The sequence below is a fragment of the Streptomyces sp. NPDC026500 genome, from assembly GCF_055567635.1.
On the sequence record NZ_JBVHQB010000004.1, the window covers coordinates 16,395 to 41,128 of the forward strand.

13 protein-coding genes and 3 pseudogenes are annotated in these 24,734 nt (G+C 71.6%); 6 read left to right on the forward strand and 10 right to left on the reverse strand.

Annotated features, from left to right (window positions below; all coding sequences use genetic code 11):
• Nucleotides 1–6 precede the first annotated feature (6 nt).
• On the forward strand, nt 7–1,527 hold the full coding sequence (gene glpK, locus ACZ4N5_RS08360; protein WP_467756338.1) for a glycerol kinase GlpK: 1,521 nt from the start codon (nt 7–9) through the stop codon (nt 1,525–1,527).
• Nucleotides 1,528–1,705: 178 nt separating this feature from the next.
• On the opposite strand, the gene ACZ4N5_RS08365 is transcribed toward glpK, so the two are convergent.
• Genes ACZ4N5_RS08365 through ACZ4N5_RS08385 form a run of 5 tightly spaced genes read right to left on the reverse strand, consistent with a single transcriptional unit; the run spans nt 1,706 to nt 9,787 of the window.
• The gene (locus ACZ4N5_RS08365) at nt 1,706–2,311 is read right to left on the reverse strand and encodes a GTP-binding protein (RefSeq protein WP_467756339.1); all 606 of its coding nucleotides are present in this window, start codon (nt 2,309–2,311) and stop codon (nt 1,706–1,708) included.
• Entirely contained in the window at nt 2,292–5,933 is a 3,642-nt protein-coding gene (locus ACZ4N5_RS08370; RefSeq protein WP_467756340.1) for a hydantoinase B/oxoprolinase family protein, read from the reverse strand. The genes ACZ4N5_RS08365 and ACZ4N5_RS08370 overlap by 20 nt, the downstream gene beginning before the upstream one ends.
• A 24-nt stretch (nt 5,934–5,957) precedes the next feature.
• A complete protein-coding gene (locus ACZ4N5_RS08375) occupies nt 5,958–6,353 on the reverse strand; it encodes a DUF742 domain-containing protein (RefSeq protein ID WP_467756341.1) in 396 nt (131 codons plus the stop codon).
• Nucleotides 6,354–6,362: 9 nt separating this feature from the next.
• On the reverse strand, nt 6,363–6,803 hold the full coding sequence (locus ACZ4N5_RS08380; protein WP_467756342.1) for a roadblock/LC7 domain-containing protein: 441 nt from the start codon (nt 6,801–6,803) through the stop codon (nt 6,363–6,365).
• Nucleotides 6,800–9,787 (reverse strand): nitrate- and nitrite sensing domain-containing protein, encoded by a 2,988-nt coding sequence (locus tag ACZ4N5_RS08385; protein ID WP_467756343.1) that lies wholly within the window; start codon nt 9,785–9,787, stop codon nt 6,800–6,802. Before ACZ4N5_RS08385 ends, ACZ4N5_RS08380 begins: the two co-directional genes overlap by 4 nt.
• A 423-nt stretch (nt 9,788–10,210) precedes the next feature.
• Between ACZ4N5_RS08385 and ACZ4N5_RS08390 the strand changes: the two genes are divergently transcribed.
• Nucleotides 10,211–10,849 carry a hypothetical protein gene (locus ACZ4N5_RS08390; RefSeq protein WP_467756344.1) on the forward strand — a complete coding sequence of 213 codons (639 nt, stop codon included), beginning with the start codon at nt 10,211–10,213 and terminating at the stop codon, nt 10,847–10,849.
• Between the two features lie 180 nt (nt 10,850–11,029).
• Here ACZ4N5_RS08390 and ACZ4N5_RS08395 read toward each other — a convergent pair.
• Nucleotides 11,030–11,914, reverse strand: a pseudogene (locus tag ACZ4N5_RS08395) (NAD(P)/FAD-dependent oxidoreductase); the annotation flags it as partial.
• Between ACZ4N5_RS08395 and ACZ4N5_RS08400 the strand changes: the two are divergent.
• The 4 genes and pseudogenes from ACZ4N5_RS08400 to ACZ4N5_RS08415 all read left to right on the forward strand — a co-directional run.
• Nucleotides 11,915–12,130, forward strand: a pseudogene (locus ACZ4N5_RS08400) (S-(hydroxymethyl)mycothiol dehydrogenase); the annotation flags it as partial.
• Between the two features lie 267 nt (nt 12,131–12,397).
• Nucleotides 12,398–13,423 carry an aromatic ring-hydroxylating oxygenase subunit alpha gene (locus tag ACZ4N5_RS08405; protein ID WP_467756721.1) on the forward strand — a complete coding sequence of 342 codons (1,026 nt, stop codon included), beginning with the start codon at nt 12,398–12,400 and terminating at the stop codon, nt 13,421–13,423.
• Nucleotides 13,416–14,882 carry an aldehyde dehydrogenase family protein gene (locus tag ACZ4N5_RS08410; RefSeq protein WP_467756345.1) on the forward strand — a complete coding sequence of 489 codons (1,467 nt, stop codon included), beginning with the start codon at nt 13,416–13,418 and terminating at the stop codon, nt 14,880–14,882. Before ACZ4N5_RS08405 ends, ACZ4N5_RS08410 begins: the two co-directional genes overlap by 8 nt.
• A gap of 48 nt (nt 14,883–14,930) precedes the next feature.
• Nucleotides 14,931–15,668 (forward strand): annotated as a pseudogene (locus ACZ4N5_RS08415) (GMC family oxidoreductase); the annotation flags it as partial.
• Nucleotides 15,669–15,813: 145 nt separating this feature from the next.
• On the opposite strand, the gene ACZ4N5_RS08420 reads toward ACZ4N5_RS08415, so the two are convergent.
• The 4 genes from ACZ4N5_RS08420 to ACZ4N5_RS08435 all read right to left on the reverse strand — a co-directional run bounded on the left by ACZ4N5_RS08420 (nt 15,814) and on the right by ACZ4N5_RS08435 (nt 24,515).
• A complete protein-coding gene (locus ACZ4N5_RS08420; protein WP_467756346.1) occupies nt 15,814–20,451 on the reverse strand; it encodes a coiled-coil domain-containing protein in 4,638 nt (1,545 codons plus the stop codon).
• A gap of 69 nt (nt 20,452–20,520) precedes the next feature.
• Nucleotides 20,521–21,399, reverse strand: a complete 879-nt coding sequence (locus tag ACZ4N5_RS08425) for a hypothetical protein (RefSeq protein WP_467756347.1) — start codon at nt 21,397–21,399, stop codon at nt 20,521–20,523.
• A gap of 262 nt (nt 21,400–21,661) precedes the next feature.
• A complete protein-coding gene (locus ACZ4N5_RS08430) occupies nt 21,662–23,179 on the reverse strand; it encodes a hypothetical protein (RefSeq protein ID WP_467756348.1) in 1,518 nt (505 codons plus the stop codon).
• 631 nt (nt 23,180–23,810) lie between these two features.
• Nucleotides 23,811–24,515, reverse strand: a complete 705-nt coding sequence (locus ACZ4N5_RS08435) for a GntR family transcriptional regulator (RefSeq protein WP_467756349.1) — start codon at nt 24,513–24,515, stop codon at nt 23,811–23,813.
• Nucleotides 24,516–24,734 lie beyond the last annotated feature (219 nt).

Genomic DNA, 24,734 nt, shown 5'->3' on the forward strand with positions numbered 1-24,734 from the left:
GACGACATGACGGACAACGCCGAGAAATACGTCGCCGCAATCGACCAGGGCACCACCTCGAGCCGCTGCATCATCTTCGACCGGAACGGCGCGATCGTCGCCGTCGACCAGCGCGAACACCGCCAGATCTTCCCCAAACCGGGCTGGGTGGAGCACGACGCCACCGAGATCTGGTCCAAGGTGCAGGCCGTGGTCGCGGGAGCGCTCGCCAAGGCCGGGCTGCGCGCCGACCAGCTGAGCGCGCTCGGCATCACCAACCAACGCGAGACGACGGTTCTCTGGGACCGCGCCACCGGCAAGCCCGTCCACAACGCGATCGTCTGGCAGGACACCCGCACGTCGGCGCTCTGCAACGAACTGGGCGGCTCGGACGGTCAGGACCGCTTCCGCGAGCAGACCGGCCTGCCCCTCGCAAGCTACTTCTCCGGGCCCAAGGCGGCCTGGCTGCTCGACAATGTCCCGGGCCTGCGCACGCGCGCCGAGCGCGGTGAGATCGCCTTCGGCACCATCGACTCGTGGCTCATCTGGAACCTGACCGGCGGCACGGCCGGCGGGCAGCACGTGACCGACGTGACCAACGCCGGGCGCACCATGCTGATGAACCTGGAAACCCTCCAGTGGGACCCGTCCATCCTCTCCGCGATGAACATCCCCGAAGCGGTACTCCCCGAGATCAGGTCCTCCGCCGAGGTGTACGGCACCGCCGTGGGCCAACTCGGCGGTGTCCCGGTCGCGTCGGCGCTCGGCGACCAGCAGGCGGCGGTCTTCGGGCAGGCCTGCTACGACGTCGGCACGGCCAAGAACACCTACGGCACCGGCAGCTTCCTGCTGCTGAACACCGGCAACAGGCCCGTTCCCTCCAAGAACGGACTGCTGACGACCATGGGATACAAGATCGGCACCGAGGCACCCGTCTACTGCCTCGAAGGGTCGATCGCGATCACGGGCGCGCTGGTGCAGTGGTTCCGGGACCAGCTCGGCATCATCCGTTCCGCCGACGAGATCGAAACGCTGGCGGCGAGCGTCGAGGACAACGGCGGCGCGTACATCGTGCCGGCCTTCTCGGGCCTGTTCGCCCCCTACTGGCGCTCGGACGCGCGCGGCGTCATCACCGGTCTCACGCGGTACGTCACGAAGGCGCACCTCGCGCGCGCGGTCCTGGAGGCCACGAGCTGGCAGACGCGTGAGGTCGTGGACGCCATGTACCAGGACTCCGGGGTGCAGATCACCACCCTGAAGGTGGACGGTGGCATGACCAAGAACAATCTGCTGATGCAGCACCAGGCGGATGTCCTCGGCGTACCGGTGATCCGCCCGAAGGTCTCCGAGACGACCTGCCTGGGCGCCGCGTACGCGGCCGGGCTCGCGACCGGGGTGTGGAACGACCTCGACGAGCTGAAGACGCACTGGCAGAAGGACGTCGAGTGGACGCCGTCCATGGAGGCCTCGGTGCGCGACAGCGAGTATCACAACTGGCGCAAGGCAGTGGAGAAGAGCTTCGGCTGGCACGACGACACCATCGGATGACCCCTGCGCCCGCGCCGGCGGAGCGTCGGCGCGGGCGGGAGCGTCGACGCGAAACAGGTGTCCACGCGTGCGTAGATCTCACGTGAACCACGCGCGCGTGCATGACCGCGGCCCGTACCCCGGTCGGCGGGGGTACGGGCCGCACCTGTGCGTCGTGACGGCCGCGGAGCCGCGCGTGTCAGGTCGTGACGCTCTCACGGCGGGCGGCGGCGTACGCCATCGCGTGCTGGACGACGCGGATGAGGACCTCCTTCACGGACTGCCGGTCCCGCGCGTCACAGAGGACGACGGGCACACCAGGGTCGAGGTCGAGGGCCTGACGGACGTCCTCCGCCGGATAAAGGGCGGCTTCCTCGAAGCAGTTGACTCCGACCACGAAGGGTATGGAGCGCCGTTCGAAGTAGTCGACCGCGGCGAAACAGTCCTCCAGGCGGCGGGTGTCGGCCAGCACGACGGCGCCCAGGGCACCCGTGGCGAGCTCGTCCCAGAGGAACCAGAAGCGGTCCTGGCCGGGGGTCCCGAACAGGTAGAGCACCAGGTCCTCGCGCAGCGTGATCCGGCCGAAGTCCATGGCGACAGTGGTGGTGTGCTTGCCTTCCACTCCACTGGTGTCGTCGATGGGCCGGCCCGCCTCGGTGAGGAGTTCCTCGGTGCGCAGCGGCTTGATCTCACTGACCGCGCCGACAAGGGTCGTCTTGCCCACGCCGAAGCCGCCGGCCACCAGGATCTTGAGCGTGACGGGCTCGACCGGAGGCTTGCCGCGCTCAGAACGCCCGAAGATCATCGATCTTTTCTCCTGCTTGATGGGGGTCGTGCGGCGGTGGGCCGTAGCCCCCGCCGCCGGGGGTTTCGATGACGAGTACGTCGCCGGGTCCGACGTCGGTCGCATCGCTTCCGCCGAGTTCCGTGACGGTACCGTCGGCGCGCTCCACCCGGTTGGCGCCGAGAGCACCGGGCTCGCCGCCCGCCATACCGTACGGCGGCACCCTGCGGTGCTGGGAGAGCGTCGAGACGGTCATCGGCTCCAGGAACCGGATACGGCGCACGGCGCCGTCGCCGCCCCGCCAGTGTCCGGGGCCGCCGCTGCCGCGTCGAATCGCGAACTCGTCGAGCCGGACGGGCAGTCGCCACTCCAGGACCTCGGGGTCGGTGAGCCGCGAGTTCGTCATGTGGGTCTGTACGACGGGGGCGCCGGGGAAGCCGTCGCCCGCGCCCGACCCGGAGGCCACGGTCTCGTAGTACTGATGGCGCTCGTTGCCGAAGGTGATGTTGTTCATGGTGCCGGAGCCCTCGGCCTGCACGCCCAGGGCCGCGTAAAGGGCGCCGGTGATCGCCTGGGACGTCTCCACGTTGCCGGCGACGACGGCGGCCGGGGGCTCGGGGGCGAGCATCGACCCCGTCGGCACGACGATGCGCAGGGGGCGCAGGCAGCCGTCGTTGAGCGGGATGTCGTCGTCCACCAGGGTGCGGAAGACGTACAGGACCGCTGCGTTGACCACGGCGAAGGGCGCGTTGAAGTTGGTGGTGAGCTGCGCGGACGTGCCCGTGAAGTCGACAGTGGCGGAGCGCGTTTCGCGGTCTGCCGAGACACGGACACGGATGACCGCCCCTGAATCGGTCTCGTAGGCGAACTCGCCGTCTTCGAGCGTGTCGATGACGCGGCGCACCGCTTCCTCCGCGTTGTCCTGGACGTGCTTCATGTACGCCTGGACGACATCGAGCCCGAAGTCCTCGATCATCCGGCCGACTTCGTCGACGCCCTTCCGATTGGCGGCGATCTGGGCGCGCAGGTCGGCGAGGTTGGTCTTCGGGTTGCGCGAGGGGTGGGGCGGCTCGGTGAGCAGGGCCAGTGTCTCCGCCTCCCGGAACCGGCCGTTCTCGGCGAGCAGCCAGTTGTCGAAAAGGACGCCCTCCTCGTCGATGGTGCGGCTGTTCGCCGGCATGGAGCCCGGGGCGATGCCACCGATCTCGGCGTGGTGGCCGCGCGAGGCGACGTAGAACAGGATCCGCTCACCCTCCATGTCGAAGACCGGGGTGATCACGGTGACATCGGGGAGGTGGGTGCCGCCGTGATACGGATCGTTGACGGCGTAGGTGTCGCCGGGCCGCATGGTGTCTCCGCGCCGCCGGACGACCTCCTGCACGCTGGTCCCCATGGAGCCCAGGTGGACCGGGATGTGCGGGGCGTTGGCCACCAGGTTGCCGTCGGGGTCGAACAGGGCGCAGGAGAAGTCCAGGCGCTCCTTGATGTTGACGGACTGGGCGGTCGATTCCAGGCGCGCGCCCATCTGTTCAGCGATGGACATGAAGAGGTTGTTGAAGACCTCGAGCAGAACGGGATCCGCTTCCGTGCCAAGATCGGAACTCTCCGTAATCGCCGCCCGTTCCATGACCAGATGCCCGTCGTCGGTCGTCGCGGCCCGCCAGCCGTCGTCGACGACGGTTGTCGCGCCTGCTTCGGCGATGATCGCGGGTCCGTTCACGGTCTCGCCGGGCGGGAGCTCCTCGCGGCGGTGCAGAGGCACGTCGCGCCAGGTGCCTCCCGCGTGAAGGCTGACGGTCTCCGGGGTGGCCGAGCGGGATGCGGGTGCGGCCCGGTAAGGGGCGAGGGCGGAGAGATCGGGGGTTTCGGTGAGACCGGTGGCTTCCACGGAGAGGGCTTCGACGACGACCGGGCGGTCGAGAGTGAAGGAGTAGGTGGCGCGATGACGTTCTTCGAAGGCGTGGTTCATGGTGTCGGGCTCGGTGAGCTCTACGGTCAGCGCTGTGTCCGTGCCGTCATAGCGGAGCTGGGCCCGGCGGGTGATCCTGATGCGGTGCTCGGGAACGTCCTCGGCGAGGAGTTCGGCGCGCGTGGCGCCCTCCAGATCGTCGGCCGTCTTGAGGATGCCGGGCATCGAGGACGGCTCGAGGGGCGCCTCGACGGACTGTTCGCGCATGGCTGTCGTATCGGCGAGTCCGATGCCGAGGGCGGACAGGACGCCTGCCATGGGCGGGACCAGGACGGTGCGGATGCCGAGGGAATCGGCGACCATGCACGCGTGCTGGCCACCGGCGCCGCCGAAGGTGGTCAGCGCGTAGCGGGTGACGTCGTGGCCCTTCTGTACGGAGATCCGCTTGACGGCGTTGGCGATGTTGGCCACGGCGATCTGCAGGTAGCCCTCGGCGACCTGCTCCGCGGTGCGGTCGTCTCCGGTCCTCTCGCGGATCTCGAGCGCGAGGGCGTTGAACCGGTCGCGGACCAGGGCGCCGTCGAGGGGCTGATCCCCGTCGGGGCCGAACACCTTCGGGAAGTGGGCGGGCTGGATGCGGCCGAGTGCGACGTTGGCGTCGGTGACCGTCAGGGGACCGCCGTTCCGGTAGCAGGCGGGTCCGGGGTCGGCGCCGGCCGAGTCGGGGCCCACGCGGTAGCGGGAGCCGTCGAAGTGGAGCACCGATCCGCCGCCGGCGGCGACGGTGTGGATGTCCAGCATGGGAGCGCGCAGCCGGACCCCGGCGATCCGGGTGGTGAAGGTCCGCTCGTACTCTCCGGCGAAGTGGGAGACGTCCGTGGAGGTACCGCCCATGTCGAAGCCGATGACGCGGTCGAAGCCGGCGAGCTGCGACATCCGGGCCATGCCGACGATGCCGCCCGCGGGTCCGGACAGGATGGCGTCCTTGCCGCGGAACTGACCCGCCTCGGCGAGACCTCCGTTGGACTGCATGAACATCAGCCGTACGCCCCGGAGTTCGGCGGCGACGTGCTGGACGTAGCGGCGCAGCACGGGCGACAGGTAGGCGTCGACGACGGCCGTGTCACCGCGCGGCACCAGCTTCATCAGCGGGCTGACCTCGCTGGAGAGGGAGATCTGCGAGAAGCCGATACGGGCCGCCAACTCGCCCACGGCTTGTTCGTGGGCGGGGTGCAGGTGGCTGTGCATACAGACCACGGCGACGGCGCGGATCCCGTCGTCGTATGCCTCCTGGAGGGATACGACGAGGGCGTCCAGGTCGGGGGCGCGCAGGACGGTGCCGTCGGCGGCGATCCGTTCGTCGACCTCGACCACCCGCTCGTGGAGGAGCTCGGGAAGTTCGATCGCGCGGGCGAAGATGTGGGGGCGGTTCTGGTAGGCGATGCGCAGGGCGTCGCGGAAGCCCCGGGTGGTGACGAGGAGCGTGCGCTCGCCCTTGCGTTCCAGGAGGGCGTTGGTCGCGACGGTTGTGCCCATGCGGACGGCGTCGACCGGGGCGCCCGCGGCGTCCCCTTCGCTGCCGAGGAGTTCACGGACGCCCGCGACGGCAGCGTCGGCGTAGCGGGCCGGATTGTCGGAGAGCAGTTTGTGCATGAGCAGCCGACCGTCGGGGCAGCGCGCGACGATGTCCGTGAAGGTACCGCCCCGGTCGACCCAGAACTGCCAGCCTGTCACGTCTGTTCCCCGTTTCCGCCCAGCTCAGAGCGCCCGGAGGCGGCTGATCACGTCGCGCAGAATACTCTCGTCCGGCAGTTCGGCAGGGGGTACGGGGCGTGTCACATGAACCATTTCATCGTCCACCAGGTCCCCGATGAGGACCCGCACCACTCCGATGGGCAGATCGAGTTCGGCTGCGAGTTCGGCGACCGACTGGGGGACGTCACGGCAGAGTTCGACGATGTCCACGTGTTCAGGGGACAGCGAGTGGTCCGCCTCGGGGTCGTCGGCGTGCTGTTCCGTGACCACCAGCGCGATCAGATCGAGGCGGTGCTGGCCCGCGCTGGTGGTGCGGCCGCGTGTCATGGCGTACGGACGGACCACCGGTCCCGCCTCGTCGTCGAACCAGTGGCGTCTTCCCTGACCGTCTCCGCTCATGTCATCCCACTACCCGCCCGCAGACAGATCGGTGCGCGGACTGGCGGCCAGATGTACGCCGACTCGCTTGACGAGGAGCGTCATTTCGTATGCGACCTGGCCCACGTCCGAGTCGGCGTCCGAGAGGACGGCGAGGCAGCTGCCGTCGCCGGCCGCCGTGACGAACAGGAAGGCCTCGTCGAGTTCGACGACGGTCTGGCGGACGCTGCCCGCCTCGAAGTGCCGGCCGACGCCCTTGGCGAGGCTGTGGAAGCCGGAGGCGACGGCGGCCAGGTGCTCGCTGTCCTCCCGGGTGAGGTCCTTCGAGGCCCCGGTCGGAAGGCCGTCGCCGGAGAGCACGATCGCCTTGTGGATGCTGGCGACGCGGTCCACCAGTTCGTCGAGCAGCCAGTTCAGTTCACCGGACACATTGCTGGTCGCGGTGGGCCCTGCGGCCTTCGGTGCGGTCATCGACCGTCCCCCTTTGTCGTTCGTCGTGCTGAGCCGTCCTGGGCCTGGTCGCCCACGGCGTTCTCTTCTCGGCCGCGCTGCCAGCCCCGCTGGAGCGAGGCCATCCGGCTGCGTACTTCGTCGGCGTCCCGCTCGGCGGGGTCCGCCCCCGTGCCGTCGCGGCCGTTGCCGCGCTCGGCGAGCCGCGCCGGTCCGTCCTTCAGCTGCGGGGCCAGATTGGCCTGCCGGACTCGCCGGGGCAGCGGGGCCGTACCCGATTCTGCCTGCCCCGGCGCGGTGTCGGGCCGCGGGGTCGTGTCGTCCGGGCTCACGGCCGATGCGGTGGTGCGGGTGCGCCGGGGCAGAGCCGGGGCATCTCGGAGGCCCGGGCCGTCCGGATGGACGGGGGCCTCACGGCGGCCTGGCCCCGTGCGAGGTTCGGGTGCCTCATGGAGGCCGGGTCGCTCGGGTGTGCCGAAAGCTCCGCGCGGACCCGGGACGCCGGAGCGCTCAACGCCGCGTCGGGCCGGGGCAGCGGATCGCTCGCCGCGCCGCTTGGGCAGTGGCTTCGCGCCCTCGAGTTCCGTCGCACGGCGTTCCGGGCGATCCGCGCTCTCCCTCGGCTCCGGGTCCGAAGGGGTGCCCAGGTTGCGTGCCGCTTCAAGGTCCTGGGCCGGGTCGTCGTCCGCCCGGTCTCGCCACGACCTGGCCTGGGTGACGGGCCGGCCGTGGGAACTGACGAGCTTGGGCGCCCGGCGTCGCGGCAGCGGGACGGGAGTGGTGCCCGGACGGTCGTCGTCCGCGGAGCGGGCGGGATCGTCGCTGCTGTCACCGGCCTGCTGGTGCCGCCCTGCGGGAACTCCGGCGATCGAGCGCCGCGGGCTGAACAGTCCGCGTTCGCTGTCGTCGTCGCCGAGAGCGCCGGGGAATCCGGTGAGCGTGTCCAGGTCGACGGGCGCGTCCAGCTCGACGGGGCCGTCCAGGACCGAGGCGGGCAGTCCCGGCAGACGCACGGGCGACTGGGTGAGTGCCGCGTTGCGGCGCTCCTCCGTCCCGCCCTCCTTGGTGGGCAGGGTGCGGTCGAGGCGGAATCCGATGCCGTTGGTGTCCGGTACGTCGTCGGTGAGCAAAGCGTCCGGCATGAAGACGACCGCGGTGGTGCCGCCGTACGGAGACGGCTGGAGCGAGACGCGGACGTTCTGCCGCTGGGCGAGCCGGCTGACCACGAAGAGGCCGAGCCGGTCGGTGTCGGAGAGTTCGAACTCGGGGGTCTCCGCGAGCCGCAGATTGGCGTCGAGCAGCGCCTCGGCGGCCATGCCGAGGCCGCGGTCGTGGATCTCCAGTGTGAAGCCGTTGGCGACGCGCTCACCGACGACGTGCACGGCCGTGTGCGGGGGCGAGAACACGGTGGCGTTCTCCAGGAGCTCGGCCACGAGATGCGTGAGGTCGGCGACGGCGGGACCCGTGACGGCGACGCGCGGCAACCGGCGTACCTCGACGCGTTCGTAGTCCTCGACCTCGGCGACAGCCGCGCGGACGATGTCCATGAGCTGAACCGGCTTGCGCCACTGCCGGGACGGCGCCGCGCCGGACAGGATGACCAGACCCTCGGCATGGCGTCGCATTCGGGTGGTCAGGTGGTCGAGGCGGAACAGGTCGGCCAGCTCGTCGGTGTCCTCGGTCCGGCGTTCCATGGTGTCGAGGAGGGTGAGCTGTTTGTGGAGCAGGACCTGACTGCGGCGCGCGAGATTGACGAAGACCTCGGAGACGCCCTCGCGCAGTTCGGACTGTTTGACGGCGGCCTCGACGGCGGCGCGCTGGAGGGTGTTGAGGGCCTGGCCGACCTCGCCTATCTCGTTCCTGTCGTACTCCAGGCGCGGCACTTCGGTCTCGACGTCGACCTGCTCACCGGCGGAGAGGCGGCGCATGACGCTGGGCAGTCGTACGCCGGACGCCTCGTGGGCCTCCAGACGCAGTCGGCGCAGGTCGCGGATGAGGCTCCGGCCGATGCGGACGGACATGACGAGCGAGATCAGCAGGGCGATCAGACCGACCACGCCCGCGACGACAGCCTGGAGGATGACGCTCATGGCCACGGGCCTGACCCGGTCCCGGTAGTGGTCGCCCGCCCGGTCCTCGAGTTCGCCGAGTTCGGCGAGCACATGCCCGGCAGCGCCGTCCCAGCTCTTCGCGGTGACGCCGCTCGGCGAGCCGGCCGTGGAAGCGGCGACGGCCTGCTCCGCCACCCGCAGTGGCCCGGTGCCGGCGTTCCTCCAGTAGCGCTCGAAGCGGTCGCGTTCCGAGGAGGGCAGCAACGGCAGGCTGATGTCGTAGAGGAGGGTGCGCTGGGCCACCAGGTCGGAGATGTCACGGAGTTCGTCCTGTGTGATGTGACCGGCGACCAGTGCGGAGCCGAGGAGGGCGTCCTCACGGGAGAGCAGTTCGCGGGCGCGGGACACATTGACGAGGGCGCGGCCCTCCTTGTCGAGCTCCACATCGTCGACCACGTGCAGGTTGGCCATCAGGACGTAGCAGGGATCGATCAGACGGTTGTAGAGGCCGAGAGCCTGGACGCGGTTGACGGTGCCGTCCTCGATGCCGCTGCGCAGCGAGGAGATCCCGTCGAGCGCATCGAGGAGAGAGGTGAGGCGCTCCGCGGTGCCCCCGCTCAGTTCCTTGCGCACGCCCTTGTCCTGGGCGTTCCTGCGGACCTTCGCCACGATGCGATCCGTCGCACCGCGGCTGCGCTTGAGCGCCGCCAGCCCGTCGGACGCGCGAGGATCGGCCAAGTAGACGAGCGTCTGGCGGCGTTCCTGCTGGAGGACTCTGACGGTGTCCTCGGTCGGGTAGTCGATCTTCTCCACGATCTCGGACACGCTGAAGAGCCGGCTTGCCTCACGCCCCGTGAGCACGGTCGCGAAAGCCCAGATCGCGGTCAAGGACACCAGGGGCACGAGGAGCAGCGCCACAATCTTCCGGCGGATGGACTTCCCGCGAAAGCGCATGGCCTCCCCCAGCTCGACCCCCTCGGCCGGGGGTACACATGTGCGTCAACAAACGGCGTGAGCCTACTACTGACCCGGAGGTAACTCGAAGACCCGTCCGGACGCGGTCCCGGCTCGACGGGGAACAAGACATGGGGAGTTGTCCGTTCATTGGGGGAGATTGCCTCCCTGAATCCGGCACTTGGGGCCGGATCACATCGGAGCGGGGAACATCGTCAGTTGGCCGGAATTCTTCGCTCGGCGGGAATCTTCGGGGCAGGTCGTTCGTCTTTCTGTACGGGAATTGGGGGCGGAATCGGCCACAGGCGCCGCATGCCGCGCTCAGTCGGCGTAAAAGAGCGCAAGCCGGGCAGCCACTGGGGAGCGGGGGTCGCAAAAACACCCGTGCGAGAGGGCTGCTGGGCGGTGGGGAGTGACAAGTTGATGGGCACGGCGGAGCGGAGCGGGGCACCCGCTACTGAGGTTGGGACGCGCGTGGCGGCACAACTGGCCACCCTGGCACCGGATCACGACATTCCGGCAGCGGGGCGTGGTCGGCCGGACGAGCGGCGGGCCAGGACGGACGAGCCCGGTACGGCGGAGTTCCAGGACTCCGCCACGGACAGGGGCGGCCGAGCTGATGAGAAGGGCTCTGCCACGGACGGATACGAGGACCACGAAGAGCGGTCGTACTACCGGCCGTTGTGGATCGAGGAGCCCGCGCGCAGGCGCCGGTTGCCCGATCCGGTGCGTACGTCGGCCGTGCGCGCGGTGCTCATCATCGCGGTGACGCTGATCCAGGCCGTGGTGGCCTTCCTTTGCACGATGGCGGGGTCCTGGCTGGCCTTCCCGATGGTCCTGAGCAGCGTGGCCAGTACGGTCGTCGCCACATGGGCCGCCCTGGACGTCTGGGTGACGCGACAGGTGTGGAACCAGCGGAACGGCGTGGTGTCGGTGCCGAGCAGCACCGCGCGGGCACTCCGGCGCGAGCGGCGCAAGGCCAGGCGTCAGGCACGGATCTCGGCGCGGGCCCAGGAGCGGATACGCAGGCGGGGCGGGGCCGGGCAGTTGTCTCACTCCTAGCGGAGCGGCAGATCTCCCTGCCTCGACCCCGGGTACGACCCCGGTACGGCGTGGGCAGGAGCGGCGCGACGAAGCGTGAGGGGGTCAGTGCCCACGCGGCCGGCCGGCGCAAGGGAACGGGACGGGCCTCCACCCGCCCCTCCCGCCCGCCCTCGTCCGGCGGCCACCGGAGTCACCCCCTCACAGTGTCGCCCGTTCCAGCGGGTCCTCACTGCCCGCCAGTTCACGGCGGACGCGCAGGAAGGGGCGGGGGCGGTCGACCGCGAGCACCGCTGTCGTCCGGTCGGCACGCTCGTAGACGGCGAGGAAGCCCCCCTCGGCCGGTCCGCCGTCGTCGAGGGCTCCCTCGACGATCCGGACCGTGTCCGATTCCTGTCGTCGGCCCGCGAACTGGATCCGCGTACCGTACTGGTCGGACCAGAAGTGGGGCAGGGACCGCAGGGTCGCCACAGCGCGTCCTGCGAGCAAATTGCCCACGGCTACGCGGGGTTGCTCGGTTGCGGAGGTCCAGTGTTCGGTGCGGGTGCCGCCGGCGCGGGCGACGTCACCGACGGCGACGACCTGCGGAATTCCTGTCACGCAGCCGTCGTCGCACAGCACTCCGTCGTTCACGGCGAGCGTCGAGCCCGCCAGCCAGTCGGTATCCGGGGCGGCGCCGATGCCGGTTATCACGACATCGGCGGGCAGGGTGCGGCCGTCGGACAGTTTCACTCCGCTGACCGCGCCGGGAGACGCGCCGCCGCTCCGCCGGAACCCGGCGACGCCGGTTCCGGTGACGAGGCAGGTGCCTGCGCGCCGGTGCAGTGCGGCACACACAGCTGCCATGTCCGGGCCGAGTTGGGCAAGGAGGGGCAGTGGGGCGGCCTCGACAACGGTGACGTCATGGCCGAGGGCGGCGCACGAGGACGCGGTCTCGGCGCCGATGAAGCCGCCGCCGATGACGACGACGCGGCGCTGTCCCGCGGTGAGTTCCGCGCGCAGGGCACGGGCGTCGTCGAGGGTGCGCAGGGTGTGCACGCCGAGGAGACCGTCATCGGGGAGGCGGCGGGCGGAGGCGCCCGTGGCGTGATCGACCTGTTCTCGCGCGGCGGCGCCCTGAAGTCCTCCTGGTACGGCGACTGTCTGCCGAGCCGCGACTTCCCCTTCCTCATCGACCAGTACCTGTACGGGCTGCTGGACCTCAACGCCTTCGTCAGCGAGACGATCTCGCTCGACGAGGTCGAAGAGGCGTTCGCGAAGATGCACCGCGGCGACGTGCTCCGGTCGGTAGTGGTCCTGTGAGCGCCCAGGGCGCGGGACAGGGCCAACGCGTCGTCACCTCCGGCCCGTTCAGCACGAGCGGCCGTTCGTAAAGGGGACCGGCCGGACCGGCCGATCATCGAGGCCTCCGTCCTCGACCGGCTCCTCCCGCCCCCGGCAACACAAAGGTCCGCACCGGACACGGCACGGACACCATCGCAGCCCCTGAGCGCATGCCCCTCCTTGCCGGGGTGGGGGAGTGGACGCGCTCAGGTGGCCCGGGTGTCGGGCCAGAGGCTCTTCGAGTCGATGTGGTTCTGCTCGGTGCGCTCCGCGGATCTCGCGAGGCCCGGAGCCTTCCGTACGGTCCAGGTCGGCCGGGAGAGCGTCCTGATCACCCGCTCCCGCACCGGTGAGCTGCGCGCCTTCCTCAACATCTGCCGTCACCGGGGCGCCGGGCTGTGCACCGAGGAGTCGGGCGAGGTGCGGCGCAACCTCCAATGCCCGTACCACGCCTGGACGTACGACCTCGACGGCAAGCTGGTCGCGGCACCGAACCTGGTGAAGATGCCGGACGTGGACCGCGTCGAGTACGGCCTGGTCAAAGTCGCCCTGCGCGAGTGGCTCGGCTACGCGTGGGTGTGCCTGGCGGACGAGCCGCCCTCATTCGAGGAGACGGTGACGGGCGCGGCCGTGGAAAGGCTCGGCAGCGCGGCGGCCATCGAGCACTACGGCGCCGAGAAGCTCGTCCTCGGCCGGCGCATCACCTACGACGTTCGGGCGAACTGGAAGCTGCTCGTCGAGAGCTTCATGGAGTGCTGTCACTGCGCGACGATCCACCCCGAACTGACCGAGGTGCTCCCGGAGTTCGCGCAGGGGTACGCGGCGCAGTACTACGTCGGCCATGGCGCCGAGTTCGGTCAGGAGATCAAGGGCTTCACGGTCGACGGCAGCGAGGGCTTCGCCAGACTGCCCGAGGTCGCGGACGACCAGGACCGCCGCTACTACGCGATCACGGTGAAACCGACGGTCTTCGTCAATCTGGTCCCTGACCATGTCATCCTGCACCGCATGTTCCCGCTCTCCGAGGACCGCACGGTCGTCGAGTGCGACTGGCTCTACGCCCCGGAGGTCGTCGAGTCGGGTGCGGACGTGTCCAAGTCGGTGGAGCTCTTCCACCGGGTGAACGAACAGGACTTCGAAGCCTGTGAAAGGACACAGCCGGCGATGGCGTCCCGGGCCTATCGCAACGGTGGTGTGCTGGTTCCGACCGAGCATCACATCGGGATCTTCCATGAGTGGTTGATCGCGCGACTGGGAGGCCCACGTGCCTGACCTGTACATCGACGGAACATGGCGGGGCCCGCTCGACGAGGGGACCCGGGAGATCCGCTGCCCCGCCGACGGCTCTCTGGTCGGCGTCGTCGACGAGGCGGGAGGCAAGGACACGGTGGAGGCCATCGCCGCCGCGCGCCGCGCCTTCGACGAGGGCCCCTGGCCCGCGACCCCGGCCGCGGACCGCGGTGACCTGCTGCTGCGCGTCGCCGATCACCTCGTCCGCGACAAGGACGCTCTCGCCCGCGCCGAGTCGCTGGACACCGGCAAGCGGCTCGTCGAGAGCGAGTACGACATCGAGGACATCGCCAACTGCTTCCGCTACTTCGGCCGACTGGCCGCCGCCGAAACCGGCCGGGTCATCGAGACGGGCACGCCGAGCGTCGACAGCCGCGTCGTGTACGAACCCGTCGGGGTCTGCGCGCTGATCACCCCGTGGAACTATCCGCTCCTGCAGACGGCCTGGAAGGTGGCGCCGGCGCTCGCCGCCGGTAACACCTTCGTCCTCAAGCCGAGCGAATTGACTCCGCACACGGCGATCCATCTGATGCGGCTCCTGGAAGAGGCGGGAGTGCCTCCGGGCGTCGCCAATCTGGTGCTGGGCGCGGGCCCCGAGGCGGGCGCCCCGCTCGCCGACCATCCGGACGTGGACCTGGTCTCCTTCACCGGAGGCCTCGGGACCGGGCGCCGGCTGATGGCCGCCGCGGCCGGGACGGTCAAGAAGGTGGCGCTCGAACTGGGCGGCAAGAACCCGAACATCGTCTTCGCCGACGCCGACTTCGAGACGGCCGTCGACATGGCGCTGACCGCGGTCTTCCTGCATTCCGGGCAGGTCTGCTCGGCGGGCGCGCGGCTGCTGGTCGAGGACACGCTGCACGACCGGTTCGTCGACGAGCTCGTACGGCGGGCTTCGGAGATCAGACTGGGCGGGCCGTTCGACGAGCGGGCACAGACCGGGCCGCTGATCTCGGCGGCGCATCGCGCCAAGGTCGAGGCGTACGTCGCCAAGGGCCTGGCGGAAGGAGCCGTGCTGCGCTGCGGTGGCGCACGGCCGACGGGGCCCGGCTTCGACGCGGGCTTCTACTATCCGCCGACCGTCCTCGACGAGTGCAGTGGCGACATGTCCGTGGTCCAGGACGAGTCGTTCGGGCCCGTGCTCACCGTGGAGCGCTTCAGCGGCGAGGCCGAGGCCGTGCGCCTCGCCAACGACACGGTCTACGGGCTGGCGGGCGCCGTCTTCAGCACCGACGAGGCCAAGGCCCAGCGCGTCGCGGCCCGCCTGCGCATCGGCACGGTATGGATCAACGACTACCACCCCTACGTCCCGCAGGCCGAGTGGGGAGGATTCAAGCAGTCCGGCCTCGGCCGCGAACTCGGGCCGTCGGGGCTGGCCGAGTACCGCGAGGCCAAGCACATCTGGCGCAACACCGACCCGTCCCCGCAAGGCTGGTTCGCCTGATCCTGATCGTCCGGGGCGGTGCATCCGGCCGCCCCGGCGCAAGAACGCGGGCCCGCCGCGCATCTGCGCGAGGTCGGGGTCGACGTCGTCGTGGACGCGCCGGGCGTCGGCGACAACCTCCAGGACCACCCCGAGGGCGTCATCATGTGGGAGGCGAAGCAGCCCATGCCCACCACGTCCAGTCAGTGGTGGGAGGCGGGCATCTTCTACGACACCGAACCGGGCCTGGACCGGCCGGACCTGATGTTCCACTACGGCTCGGTGCCGTTCGACATGAACACCGCGCGGCACGGATTCCCCACGTCGGAGAACACGTTCTGCCTCACCCCGAACGTCACGCGAGCGAAGTCCCGCGGCACCGTGCGGCTGCGCACCCGCGACTACCGGGACAAACCGAGGGTCGATCCGCGCTACTTCACGCACGAACACGACGTGCGGGTGATGACGTACGGGCTGAAGCTGGCACGGCGGATCGTCTCCCAGTCCGCGCTGAGCGGCTGGGCGGGCGCGGAGCTGGCCCCCGGTCCGGACATACGGTCCGACGACGAGCTGCTGGACTACATCCACAAGACCCACAACACCGTCTACCACCCGTCCTGCACCGTGAAGATGGGCGCGGACGACGACGCCTCGGCCCCGCTCGACGCGCGGCTGCGGGTCAAGGGGGTCGAGGGTCTGCGGGTCGCGGACGGCTCGGCGATGCCGGATCTGATCTCCGTGAACCCGTGCATCACCACGATGATGATCGGCGAGAAGTGCTCCGACATGCTGAAGGAGGACGCCTAGCCGAGCGCCCCGCGAGGCGTGCGTGGAACAGGACCGGGCCCCGCGAGGGGTGCGGGGAACGGGACCGGGCCCCGCGAGGGGTGCGGGGAACGGGGAACTGCGCGACCGGCCACGGACGGCCCGCAGTTCCCCCACCGCCGTGTTTCTACGGGGCGATCGGCGCCGGGCGCTTGTACATCCGCGTCGCGGTGATCTCGGTGTGCACGGTCTCCCCGGCGGCAGGCTCGCGCGGCAGTCCCGGCCGCAGATGCTCCTCCACGCTGATGTACTTCAGCCCGGCGCGAAGGTCGGCGTCATTGCGCAACCGGATGACGAGGGGGAACTCTGCCAGCGCGGTCGTGTCGAACAGGCCGGTGGTGTAGAGGAGTTGGACGCCCAGCGCGTCCGAGACGGCCCGCTGGAGCTCCAGCAGATACGTCGCGTTGGCGCGCCCGATGGGGTTGTCGAGGAACAGGGTGCCGGCGTGCCGGTGCTTGTCACGGCCGCGGTCGTTGCTGCGCAGCGCGGCCATCGTGCAGTACAGCGCGATGGCCGCGGTGAGCAGCTGGCCGCCGGAGAACACGTCGCCCATCTGCCCGACGGGAACGCGTTCGGCGCGCAGCACGGCGTCCGGCTTGAGGATCTCGACGGCGACGCCCTTGGGCTGGAGCGCGGCGCTGACTCCGCGCAGCAGCAGCGACATGCCGTCGCGCCGCATGTCGGAGTTCTTCTTGACCGCCGCACGGGTGGCCTCGTCCACCACGTCGCCGAGCCGCTCGGCGAGGGTGGCCTGGTCGGGTTCCTCGAAGCGGATGCGCAGGAATTCCTGCCCGGACCACTCCCCGAGTCCTTCCGGCAGCCGGGACAGGCGCTGCGCGGACCGCAGTGTGGCGAGGGCGGACTCCACGAGCCCGCGGAGCCGGTCCACGATCGAGTCGCGGTTGCGCTCCAACTGTTCCAGTTCGTCGGTCAGTACGCGCAGCCGGGGCGCGAACGCGTCCGCCCATTTCTGTGCGTGCTCGGGCAGCGAGGAGGCGGGCAGCTCGCGGATCTGCTGTCGGGCGGGGGTGCGCACCTGCTCGTAGCGCGTGGAGTTGGCGTGCCGTACGAGGATGTCGCTCGCCTCGCGGACGGCGGCCTCGGCCGTGGAGAGGTCGGCGGCGCAGCCGCGCAGCGAGCGGCGGCTCTCGGCGGCGGAGTTCCGCGCCTCTTCGAGGGTGCCGGGGTAGGGCTCGGGCTCGTCCTGCTCCTCGTCGACGTGTTCGCGGATCAGGTCCCTGAGCAGGGCTGACGTCTCGTCGAAGCCGCCGGCCGCGTCCTCGGCGGACCGGTGGGCGTCGAGGAATTCCGCGTGTGCCTCGCGGGCACGGTTCAACGCCTCGGTGCGGGAGGCGAGTTCGGTCGTGGCGGTGCGCAGCAGGGTCTGGGCGTGCTCGGCGTCGCTCGGAACGAGTTCGTCGGTCAGCTCCGTGTGCACCTCGCCGTCCTCAGGTGCGTGCCGCTCGGCCTCGCCCCGCAGCCGCCCGAGCTGTTCGCTCGCGGTCGACATCCGGGTCTCCAGGAGCTGCACCAGTTCCTCGGCCCGCGCGGCGGCGGCCTGCCGGGAGGGGCTGTCGGAACCGTCCGGTGACTCCAGGAGCTGCGCGGCGCGCGTGCGGACCTTGTTGCTGAGCCGGTCCAGCTCCGCGAGCGCCGTGCTCTCGTCGCTCTCGGCCCGTGCCTGCTCGGCCCGCAGGTCGGCTCCCACGCCGACCTGCTCGTACAGCTGCGAGGCGGCCCGGTAGGCCTCCCGCAGGGCGGGCAGCGAGGCCTTGGCCGGCGCCGTCCCGTCCTGTGTCACCTCGTCGGGGGCGCCCGCGATCTCCGCGCGCTCGGCGCGCAGCGCGCGGGCCGTGCGGCGGGCGTCGTCGGCGGCGCGTTGGGTGGCGCGACGGTCCTCGTCGGCGGCGCGGGCGCGCTCCAGACACACCTGGGCGCGGGCCTCCGACTCGGCTGCCTCGTCGGCGAGTTCCCGGAGTTGGACCTGCCATCCGGCGCGTTCGCGCAGCCGGAAGGCGAGTCCGGCGAGGGCGTCGGCGGCGCGCCGGGCCTTCTGCGCGGCCTCCTGCCGCTCGTCGCGTACATGGGCAGCGTCGACCGCCGTCTCATCGGCCTCCGCGCGGACGGTTCGGGCCTCGGCCAGCTCGGCCTCGGCCTCCTCCGCGAAGGCGCGCGCGTCGCGGGCGGTCGTGGCCAGCTCGGCGAGCCGTCCGGCGGGGCAGCCGGTGCGCCAGGACGCGAGCCGCGCGGCCAGCTCCCGGTCCTTGCCGAGGCGGGCGGCGAGGGCACGGATCTCTTCGTCCCGCAGGCCCGTGCGGGCCCGCAGCGTCTGGCGCTCCTCGTCGGCCGCGTGCTCGTCGTGCATGGCCGGGTTCGGCGGTACGAGGAAGACGCCGCCCTCTCCCGCGTCGGTGGCCGGGGTCGGGGCGAGCAGGGCGGCGGCCGTGCCGACGGCCACCGCCGAACGCGGCAGCAGGGCCGCGTCGGTGAGGACCTCGCGGGCCCGCGCATGGGTGTCCGGGTCGGTGATGATCACGCCGTCGACGAGTTCGGGCCGGGCGGCCAGCACGCGCGCGTGGTCGACGGGGTCGACGGCCTGCGCGAGGTAGCGCCAGCCGGGCAGCGCGGGGATGCCGTGCTCGCCGAGGTACTCGACGGTGGCGAGGACGTCCGGGCCGGGCGGCAGCAGCCCGCCGTCGCCGAGCGCCCCGAGAATCCGCGCGTCGTCGGCCGCGGCGGTGCGCAGTTCGAAGAGCTGCCGCTCGGCGGAGGCGACCCCTTCGTCGAGGAGTTCGCGGAGTTCGTCGGCGTACCGGTCGAGCTCTTCGGGAGCCAGCGGGGCACCGCCCGACGAGCCGGCAAGACCGTCGGAGTCCTCGTCCCGGCGAGGCTGCGGAAGAACTCCGCGGCGGGTGTCCGCGCCCGGCAGACTCAGCAGCTCCGCGAGCCGTTCCTCCTCCGCCAGGGCCTCGGCCGTGCGGCGCTCCGCTTCGTACGACCGCTCGGCGGCCGTCGCGGCGTCCGCCGCGCGGGCCGCCGTCAGTTCGGCGCGGGACTCTGTGGACGCCGCCTCCCGCGCCTGGTCGGCGGCGCGTCGCGAGGCCTCACGGGCGGTGTCCCAGGCGGCGACGGCCGTCTTCTCCGCGTCGCTGGCGGCGAGCGCGGCCCGGGCCGGGTCGGCGTCGGGGGCACTGTCGTCGAGCCAGCCTGCCCGGACCGCCTCGGCGGTCTCCTGCTCGACCTCGGCCAGCCGCTGACGCAGATGGCCGACCTCGCTGCGGGCGCGCTGCGCGGCGGTGGCGGCGGCCGTCGAGTCGGCGTGCGCCGTCTCGCCGACCTCCTGGAGGCCGACGGACCGCTCCTCCTCCTCGTTGGCGAGCGACTCGGCGCTCTCGGCGGCCCGGTGCAGGGCGCGGACGAGGTCGACGGCGGCCCTGGCGCGGGCGGCGAGCGCGGGAGCGGCGTCGCGTTCGGCCTCGCGGATCGCGTCGGCCACGCGGGTGGAACGGTCGGCGGCGGCACGGTGGCGCAGCACGGCCTCGGCGGCCTGCCAGGCGGCGTGCAGCGTGCGCGCGTCGGCGAGCTCGCGCTTCTGCGCGGCCGCCGACTTCTCCGCGCCGGCGAGGGCCAGCGAGGCATGACGGTAGGCGAGTTCGGCGGCGATCAGCGCGCTGCGCTCACGGGCGCCCTCGGCATGGGTGACGGCGTACGCGGCGGCGGTCACGCGCTGGGCGAGCTCACCGGCGCGCACGCGCTCGCGCACGGCCCGCGCGGACAGCCGGCGTGCCAGCGTCCTCGTCCGCCGCTCGGCGCCCGTGTGGATGTCACGCGCGCGGGCTCGTCCCTCGGCGGCGTCGACGATCCGTCCGAGCAGGTCCACGGAACCGGCGGTGAAGTCGCGCTCGGCGATGAGTTCGGCGCGGCGCCCCAGCTTGTTGCCGAAGCCGCCGACCAGGTCGGCGAGCCCGTCCGTGTCGCGGGTGTCGGTGACCGCTCGCAGCAGGAGATCGGTGAAGTCGGAGTCCTTCTTGACCGCGAAGAGGCCGGCGGCCTCGCCCTCGTCGGCGTTCATCTCCCGCTGGTAGCGGAAGAGTTCGGGGTCGAGGCCCAGGTCGCCGAGGTGTTCGTTCCAGCGGTCGTGGATCTCCTCCCAGTGCACCTCCAGGTGCGGGTAGGCCTTGCCCGCCTCGGTGATCGCGTCGCGGAAGCCCTTCATGGTGCGGCGCCGCCCCTGCGCTCCGGAGGCGCCCTCGACCGGCGGCCGTACGGCGGTGGCCTCGGCGACGGGCAGGTTGTCCAGGCTGAGGCCCGGTCCTGGCCGGAACGAGTACCAGGCCTCGGCGAACTTCCGCGGGTCGTTGGAGACCTGCCGCCCCCGCCACTCGCTCGCCTTGCCGACCACCACGCACTCACCGGTCAGCGTGTGCTGCCACTCCAGAGCGACGTGTCCGCAGTCGTCGGCGAGCAGGAACTTGCGCAGCACCCCGGAGCTTGCGCCGCCCAGGGTGTTGCGGTGGCCGGGAAGCATCACCGAGAAGATCAGCTTGAGCAGGACCGACTTGCCGCCGCCGTTCTCCAGGAAGAGCACTCCGGCGGGCGCTGGCCGGCGCGGCGGGCCGACCGGCTCCTCCTCGAAGAACTCCGCCTGGGTGGGCGCGGGATCGGGCACGGGCTCGCCGACTCCGCGCAGGTCCAGCACGGTGTCGGCGTAGCGCGCACCGGCGGGCCCGATGGAGTAGAGGCGGACCCGGGACAGCTCGTACATGGCGGCGGACTCTCGTAGTCGTGTGGGGAGGTGAGGTCGTGGGGGGAGCCGGGGGGCGGCAGGCCGACGTCAGGAGTGGAAGGGCAGTCCGGCTCCGGCCACGAGCTCCAGATCATCGGTGTCCTCGGCGGGCAGCAGCGTCGCCGTGCCGTCGGTCACCGGGACGATGCCCAGCTCCAGCAGTTCGGCCATGGCCGCGCTGCCCGCCATGTCACGGACCTGGAGCTGATAGCGGGCCGTCGTCCGGTACGTCCCGCCGGATTCGTCGCCGGTGCGCTGGAGGAACCCGGAGTCGGTGAGGAAGGCGACGGCCTTGGCGATGATGCCCGTCGTCGAACCGGCCAGTCTTCGGGCGTCCTTGGTGGCCCCGGTGGAGCTGCGCCGCGCCCAGATCCGCCAGGCCGCCTCCAGGCCCGGCGCGTCGGTCGCCGGGTCGGTGTTCTCGCCGGTCTCCTCGGCCCGCTCCTCCAGGCGCCGGCAGGCCTGTCGTACGAAGGCGTCGACGCCGTTGACCGAGACGCGCCCGATGTATCCGTCGTCCGCGAGGTCCTCGGGGCGCGGGAAGGCCATGGCGGCCACGGCGAGGTGGGCGAGTCCGTGCAGGAACCGGTCCCCGGAGTCGGTCGAGGCACGTCGTGCGTAGTCGCCCATCCGGACGGCGAAGACGGAGTCCTCGGCGGCGGTCACCGCCATCCCCGCGCGCGGGGACACCTCCAGGACGACCAGCCCGAGGCCGGCGGCGACCGCGTCGGCGAGCCGCGCGAAGGGCGGGTCCTCGCGGTAGCGGCGCAGCAGCTCGGCGTACTCCTGGTCGCGGGCGGGCTGCAGCTTGGGCTGCAGTCCGAAGGCGACGAGCCGCGCCGCGTCGGCGGCGTCGGCAGGTGTGACGGGGGCGTTCGCCGGTGCGGCGGTGGCCTCCGGTTCACTCCACTCGACGTGCTCGGTCACGGCTGGGGCTCCTTGTTCGGAGGTACGAGGGTACGTACGCGGGTGCGGGCGGGTGCCCCGTGCGGGACTCGCGGACCGGAGGGGTGCGGCTTCGTCGCACGGGCGCGGCCGGTGGCGCCGGACGCGAGGACCGGGCGGGACCCGAAGATCCGGCGGGACCCGGGGACCTTGCGGGACCCGAGGACCGGGCGGGACCCGAGGACCCGGCGGGACGCGAGGGCCGCGGGCGACCCGCAGTCCCGGAGTTCTTGCGGCGGACCGTTCATGCCCGGTCCGCCTTCATCCCGGCCGCGTCGAGCAGGGCCATGCCGACGATCAGATCGGCCCCGCCGAATTCCGGATCGTCCAGCTCGGTCCCGTCGTCCACGGCGAACAGCAGGCGCTCCTCGCCCTGGCGGTAGGCGGTGCCGACCGGCGGACTCGCCGCGTGCACGGCCAGCAGCGCCACCAGGTAGGGCAGCTCGGGATCGCGGCGGCGCGCCTCGGCGAGCAGACCGGACAACCGGCGCGGCGCGTCGGGGGGCAGATTCAGGAGCTCCTTCGCGGAGACGAGCTGCTCCTCGCTGAAGCGGCTGTCGTCCGGTGTGGCGATCAGGTCGGGCTCGGGCATCTCCGCCCCGAGGTGCTCGCGCTCCAGCGGCGGCGTCAGCAGGATGTCGACGAGGTCCCCGACGCGGACGGCGACCGGTGTGCGCAGGCCTGTCCCGCGCGCGAAGAACGCGTCGGTGACGCGCAGCGCCCGCTCCACCGGCAGGGGCAGCACCGGCGCGACCAGATGGCCGTAGAGGTCGATCCCGGAGGTCGTCATCGGGGTCCCGAAGGCCTGCCGGTCCTGCTCGGCGCGGAACAGCGGGCCGGCCTCCAGGAGGCGGGACTGGAGCTGGGTGTGCCGGCGGATGCAGTCCTTGACTATGTCGACGAGCTCGGCGGCGCGCCGCTTCTGCTCGGGGTCCTCGGACTCGTCCCGGGCCTTTCGGATGTTGGTGAGGATCGCGTTCTCGTGGCGGTACCGGTCGGCGACGTGGTCCAGGGCCTCGGCGATCATGTCGGGCACGGCCTGGAGCCAGTCGACGGCCCGGACATTGCGCCGGGTCGCGTCGAGGGCTTTGCGCAGCGTCTCCGCGTACTGCACGGTCCGGTAGCGGGCCTGCTCGGCGGCGAGCTGTGCGTCGGCCAGCCGGCCCCGGCTGATCAGCACCTCCAGCTTGACCTCGGCGGCGATCTGCGCGCTGGTGACGTCGGTGTCGAGGGCGCCGACGAGGACGTTGACCGCTTCATCGGTCGTACGGAGATAGACACTCCCCCCGTAGCCGGACACTTCCTCGATCAGCTTGAAGTCGTAGTCCCGGCGCACATAGGTGCCGTCCGGTGCGAATGTGCCGTACACAGCCCGGAAGCCCCGGTCGACGCTGCCGACGTTGATCAGGTTCTCCAGGACCCAGCGGGCCACGCGCTCGTGCTCGGCGACCGGGCGCCTGGGGGCCTGGGCGGCGATGCGCGGGATGAGCCTGGCCACTATCTGGTCGTGGTCGGCACCCGTGTCGAAGTCCATGTTCAGTGTGACGAGATCGATGGCGGCGAGGGCGACCTCGGCCATGCCGTACACCGTGTACTCGCCCGCGAGGTTCGCCTTGCGCACGTCCAGGTCGTGCAGCGGCGCGGTGCAGGCGAGCGCGCGCAGCCGCCGCGCCAGGCCCTCGTCGGCGGCCGGGCCCGGCGCCGGGCGCGGCCCCGCGCTGAGCTGGGGCGGAACGCTGTCCGTCGATGCAGGCGATGTCACGGTGCACAGACTAGGTCCTCGGTCCGACAACGGTCGAAACGGCGCAGAAGCGACCGGCGTCCCCGCCCCGGCGACGAACCCGCCACCCGGGCCGGCCCCGCGCCCGGCCCCCAGCCCCCGCGTACGGACCCCGCAGGCCGACCCCGTACAGCCGGGTCGATCCACCGCCCGGTCCGCCGTGACGGTGCGCACGCCCCCCACAGGCACACCGCCGCACCACACATCGGCCCTACGCCCCCGGGGGCCAATCTCTGCCCAGGTCAACGACGACACGGCTCGCCCCGCCCGACGCCAGCCACTCGCACACCAGCCCCCCATGGCCGACGCCACACCCGCCCCGCACAGCCGGGGCCGGCGCCCTGCCCCCAGGCCGCCCACGACACGGCTCACCCCGCCGGGCCAGGCGCTCGCGCGCCGGTTCCGCACCGCCGGGGCCGGTCCGGCGTGCCCAGGTTGTCCGGGGGCGGCTCGGACGGGCCGGACCCTCGTTCTGAGGGCCCCGGGCGCAGCGCCGGCCGTTCCCGTCGGCCCTCGCCGGGGGCCACCGCGTCAGCGGGGTCCCGCGGCATCCCGCACCGGGCGCAGCCGGGCCGATCCCGCACCGCGTATCGCGGACCGGACGCGTGCCGCCTCAGCCGGTGCCCTGCGCCCCGTCGGCCACGCGGCGTGCGTACACCTCGATGAGGCCCTTGAGGGAGTCGTCGAGGTAGGCCGCGAGGAGGCGCTCCGCGCCCTCCCGGTCGCCCGCCCGGAGGGTCTGGAGGATCTCGTGGTTGCGCAAGAGGTAGGGCTCGTGGAGCCGCTGGGGGTCGTCCACCACGTGGAAGGCGAGACGCAACTCCGCGAAGACGCTGCGCATCACCTCGTCGGTGCGGGCGCTGCCGGCGAGCGCGACCAGCTCGCGGTGGAAGTGGATGTTGGCGGTCGACACTCCTTTCCAGTCACCTTCGCGGGCCGCCCGCTGCCCGTCGGAGACGGCCTCGGCGATCCCCTCCACGGCGTACGGCGGGCTGCCGAGCCCGCGGACCACGGCGCACTCGACGAGGGACCGGGTGCGGTAGATGTCCTCTACGTCCTCGACGGTGAGCACGCGCACGAAGACCCCTCGATTGAGTTCGTGCACCAGCAGCCGCTCGTGGGTGAGCAGCCGGAACGCCTCCCGCAGCGTGTTGCGCGAGACACCGAGCGCGCCACCGATGCTGTCCTCCGACAGCCGCGTCCCCGGCGGGAAGAAGCCTTCGGCGATCCGGCTCCTGAGGATGTCCGAGACCCGCTCGGCGGTGCTGGTGCGTCCCAACAGGGCGCGATCGTCGGCCAGTTCCGTGAGCTCTGCCATGCCCGGAATTCAACCGCAGATACAAGAACGAAACAACACGGGTATTGAGGGATCGTTCAACGATCCTCTACCTTGTCGGGCAGGCGCTCGCCGCACCACCACCGCGTGTGCACACCGCACCACCGCGGTACACACCGCACCACCGCATGTGCACACCGCTCCGCGCACCACTCCGCACCGCGAACTGCCGAGCGCCTACGGCTTCCGCACGGCACGGCT

Bases quoted from the DNA above. Each gene is read 5' to 3' on its own strand.
- ACZ4N5_RS08375 (WP_467756341.1), bottom strand. From the start codon at position 6,353: ATGAGCGGAGACGGTCAGGGAAGACGCCACTGGTTCGACGACGAGGCG.
- ACZ4N5_RS08390 (WP_467756344.1), top strand. From the start codon at position 10,211: ATGGGCACGGCGGAGCGGAGCGGGGCACCCGCTACTGAGGTTGGGACG.
- ACZ4N5_RS08435 (WP_467756349.1), bottom strand. From the start codon at position 24,515: ATGGCAGAGCTCACGGAACTGGCCGACGATCGCGCCCTGTTGGGACGC.
- ACZ4N5_RS08365 (WP_467756339.1), bottom strand. From the start codon at position 2,311: ATGATCTTCGGGCGTTCTGAGCGCGGCAAGCCTCCGGTCGAGCCCGTC.
- glpK (WP_467756338.1), top strand. From the start codon at position 7: ATGACGGACAACGCCGAGAAATACGTCGCCGCAATCGACCAGGGCACC.
- ACZ4N5_RS08380 (WP_467756342.1), bottom strand. From the start codon at position 6,803: ATGACCGCACCGAAGGCCGCAGGGCCCACCGCGACCAGCAATGTGTCC.
- ACZ4N5_RS08405 (WP_467756721.1), top strand. From the start codon at position 12,398: ATGTGGTTCTGCTCGGTGCGCTCCGCGGATCTCGCGAGGCCCGGAGCC.
- ACZ4N5_RS08385 (WP_467756343.1), bottom strand. From the start codon at position 9,787: ATGCGCTTTCGCGGGAAGTCCATCCGCCGGAAGATTGTGGCGCTGCTC.
- ACZ4N5_RS08420 (WP_467756346.1), bottom strand. From the start codon at position 20,451: ATGTACGAGCTGTCCCGGGTCCGCCTCTACTCCATCGGGCCCGCCGGT.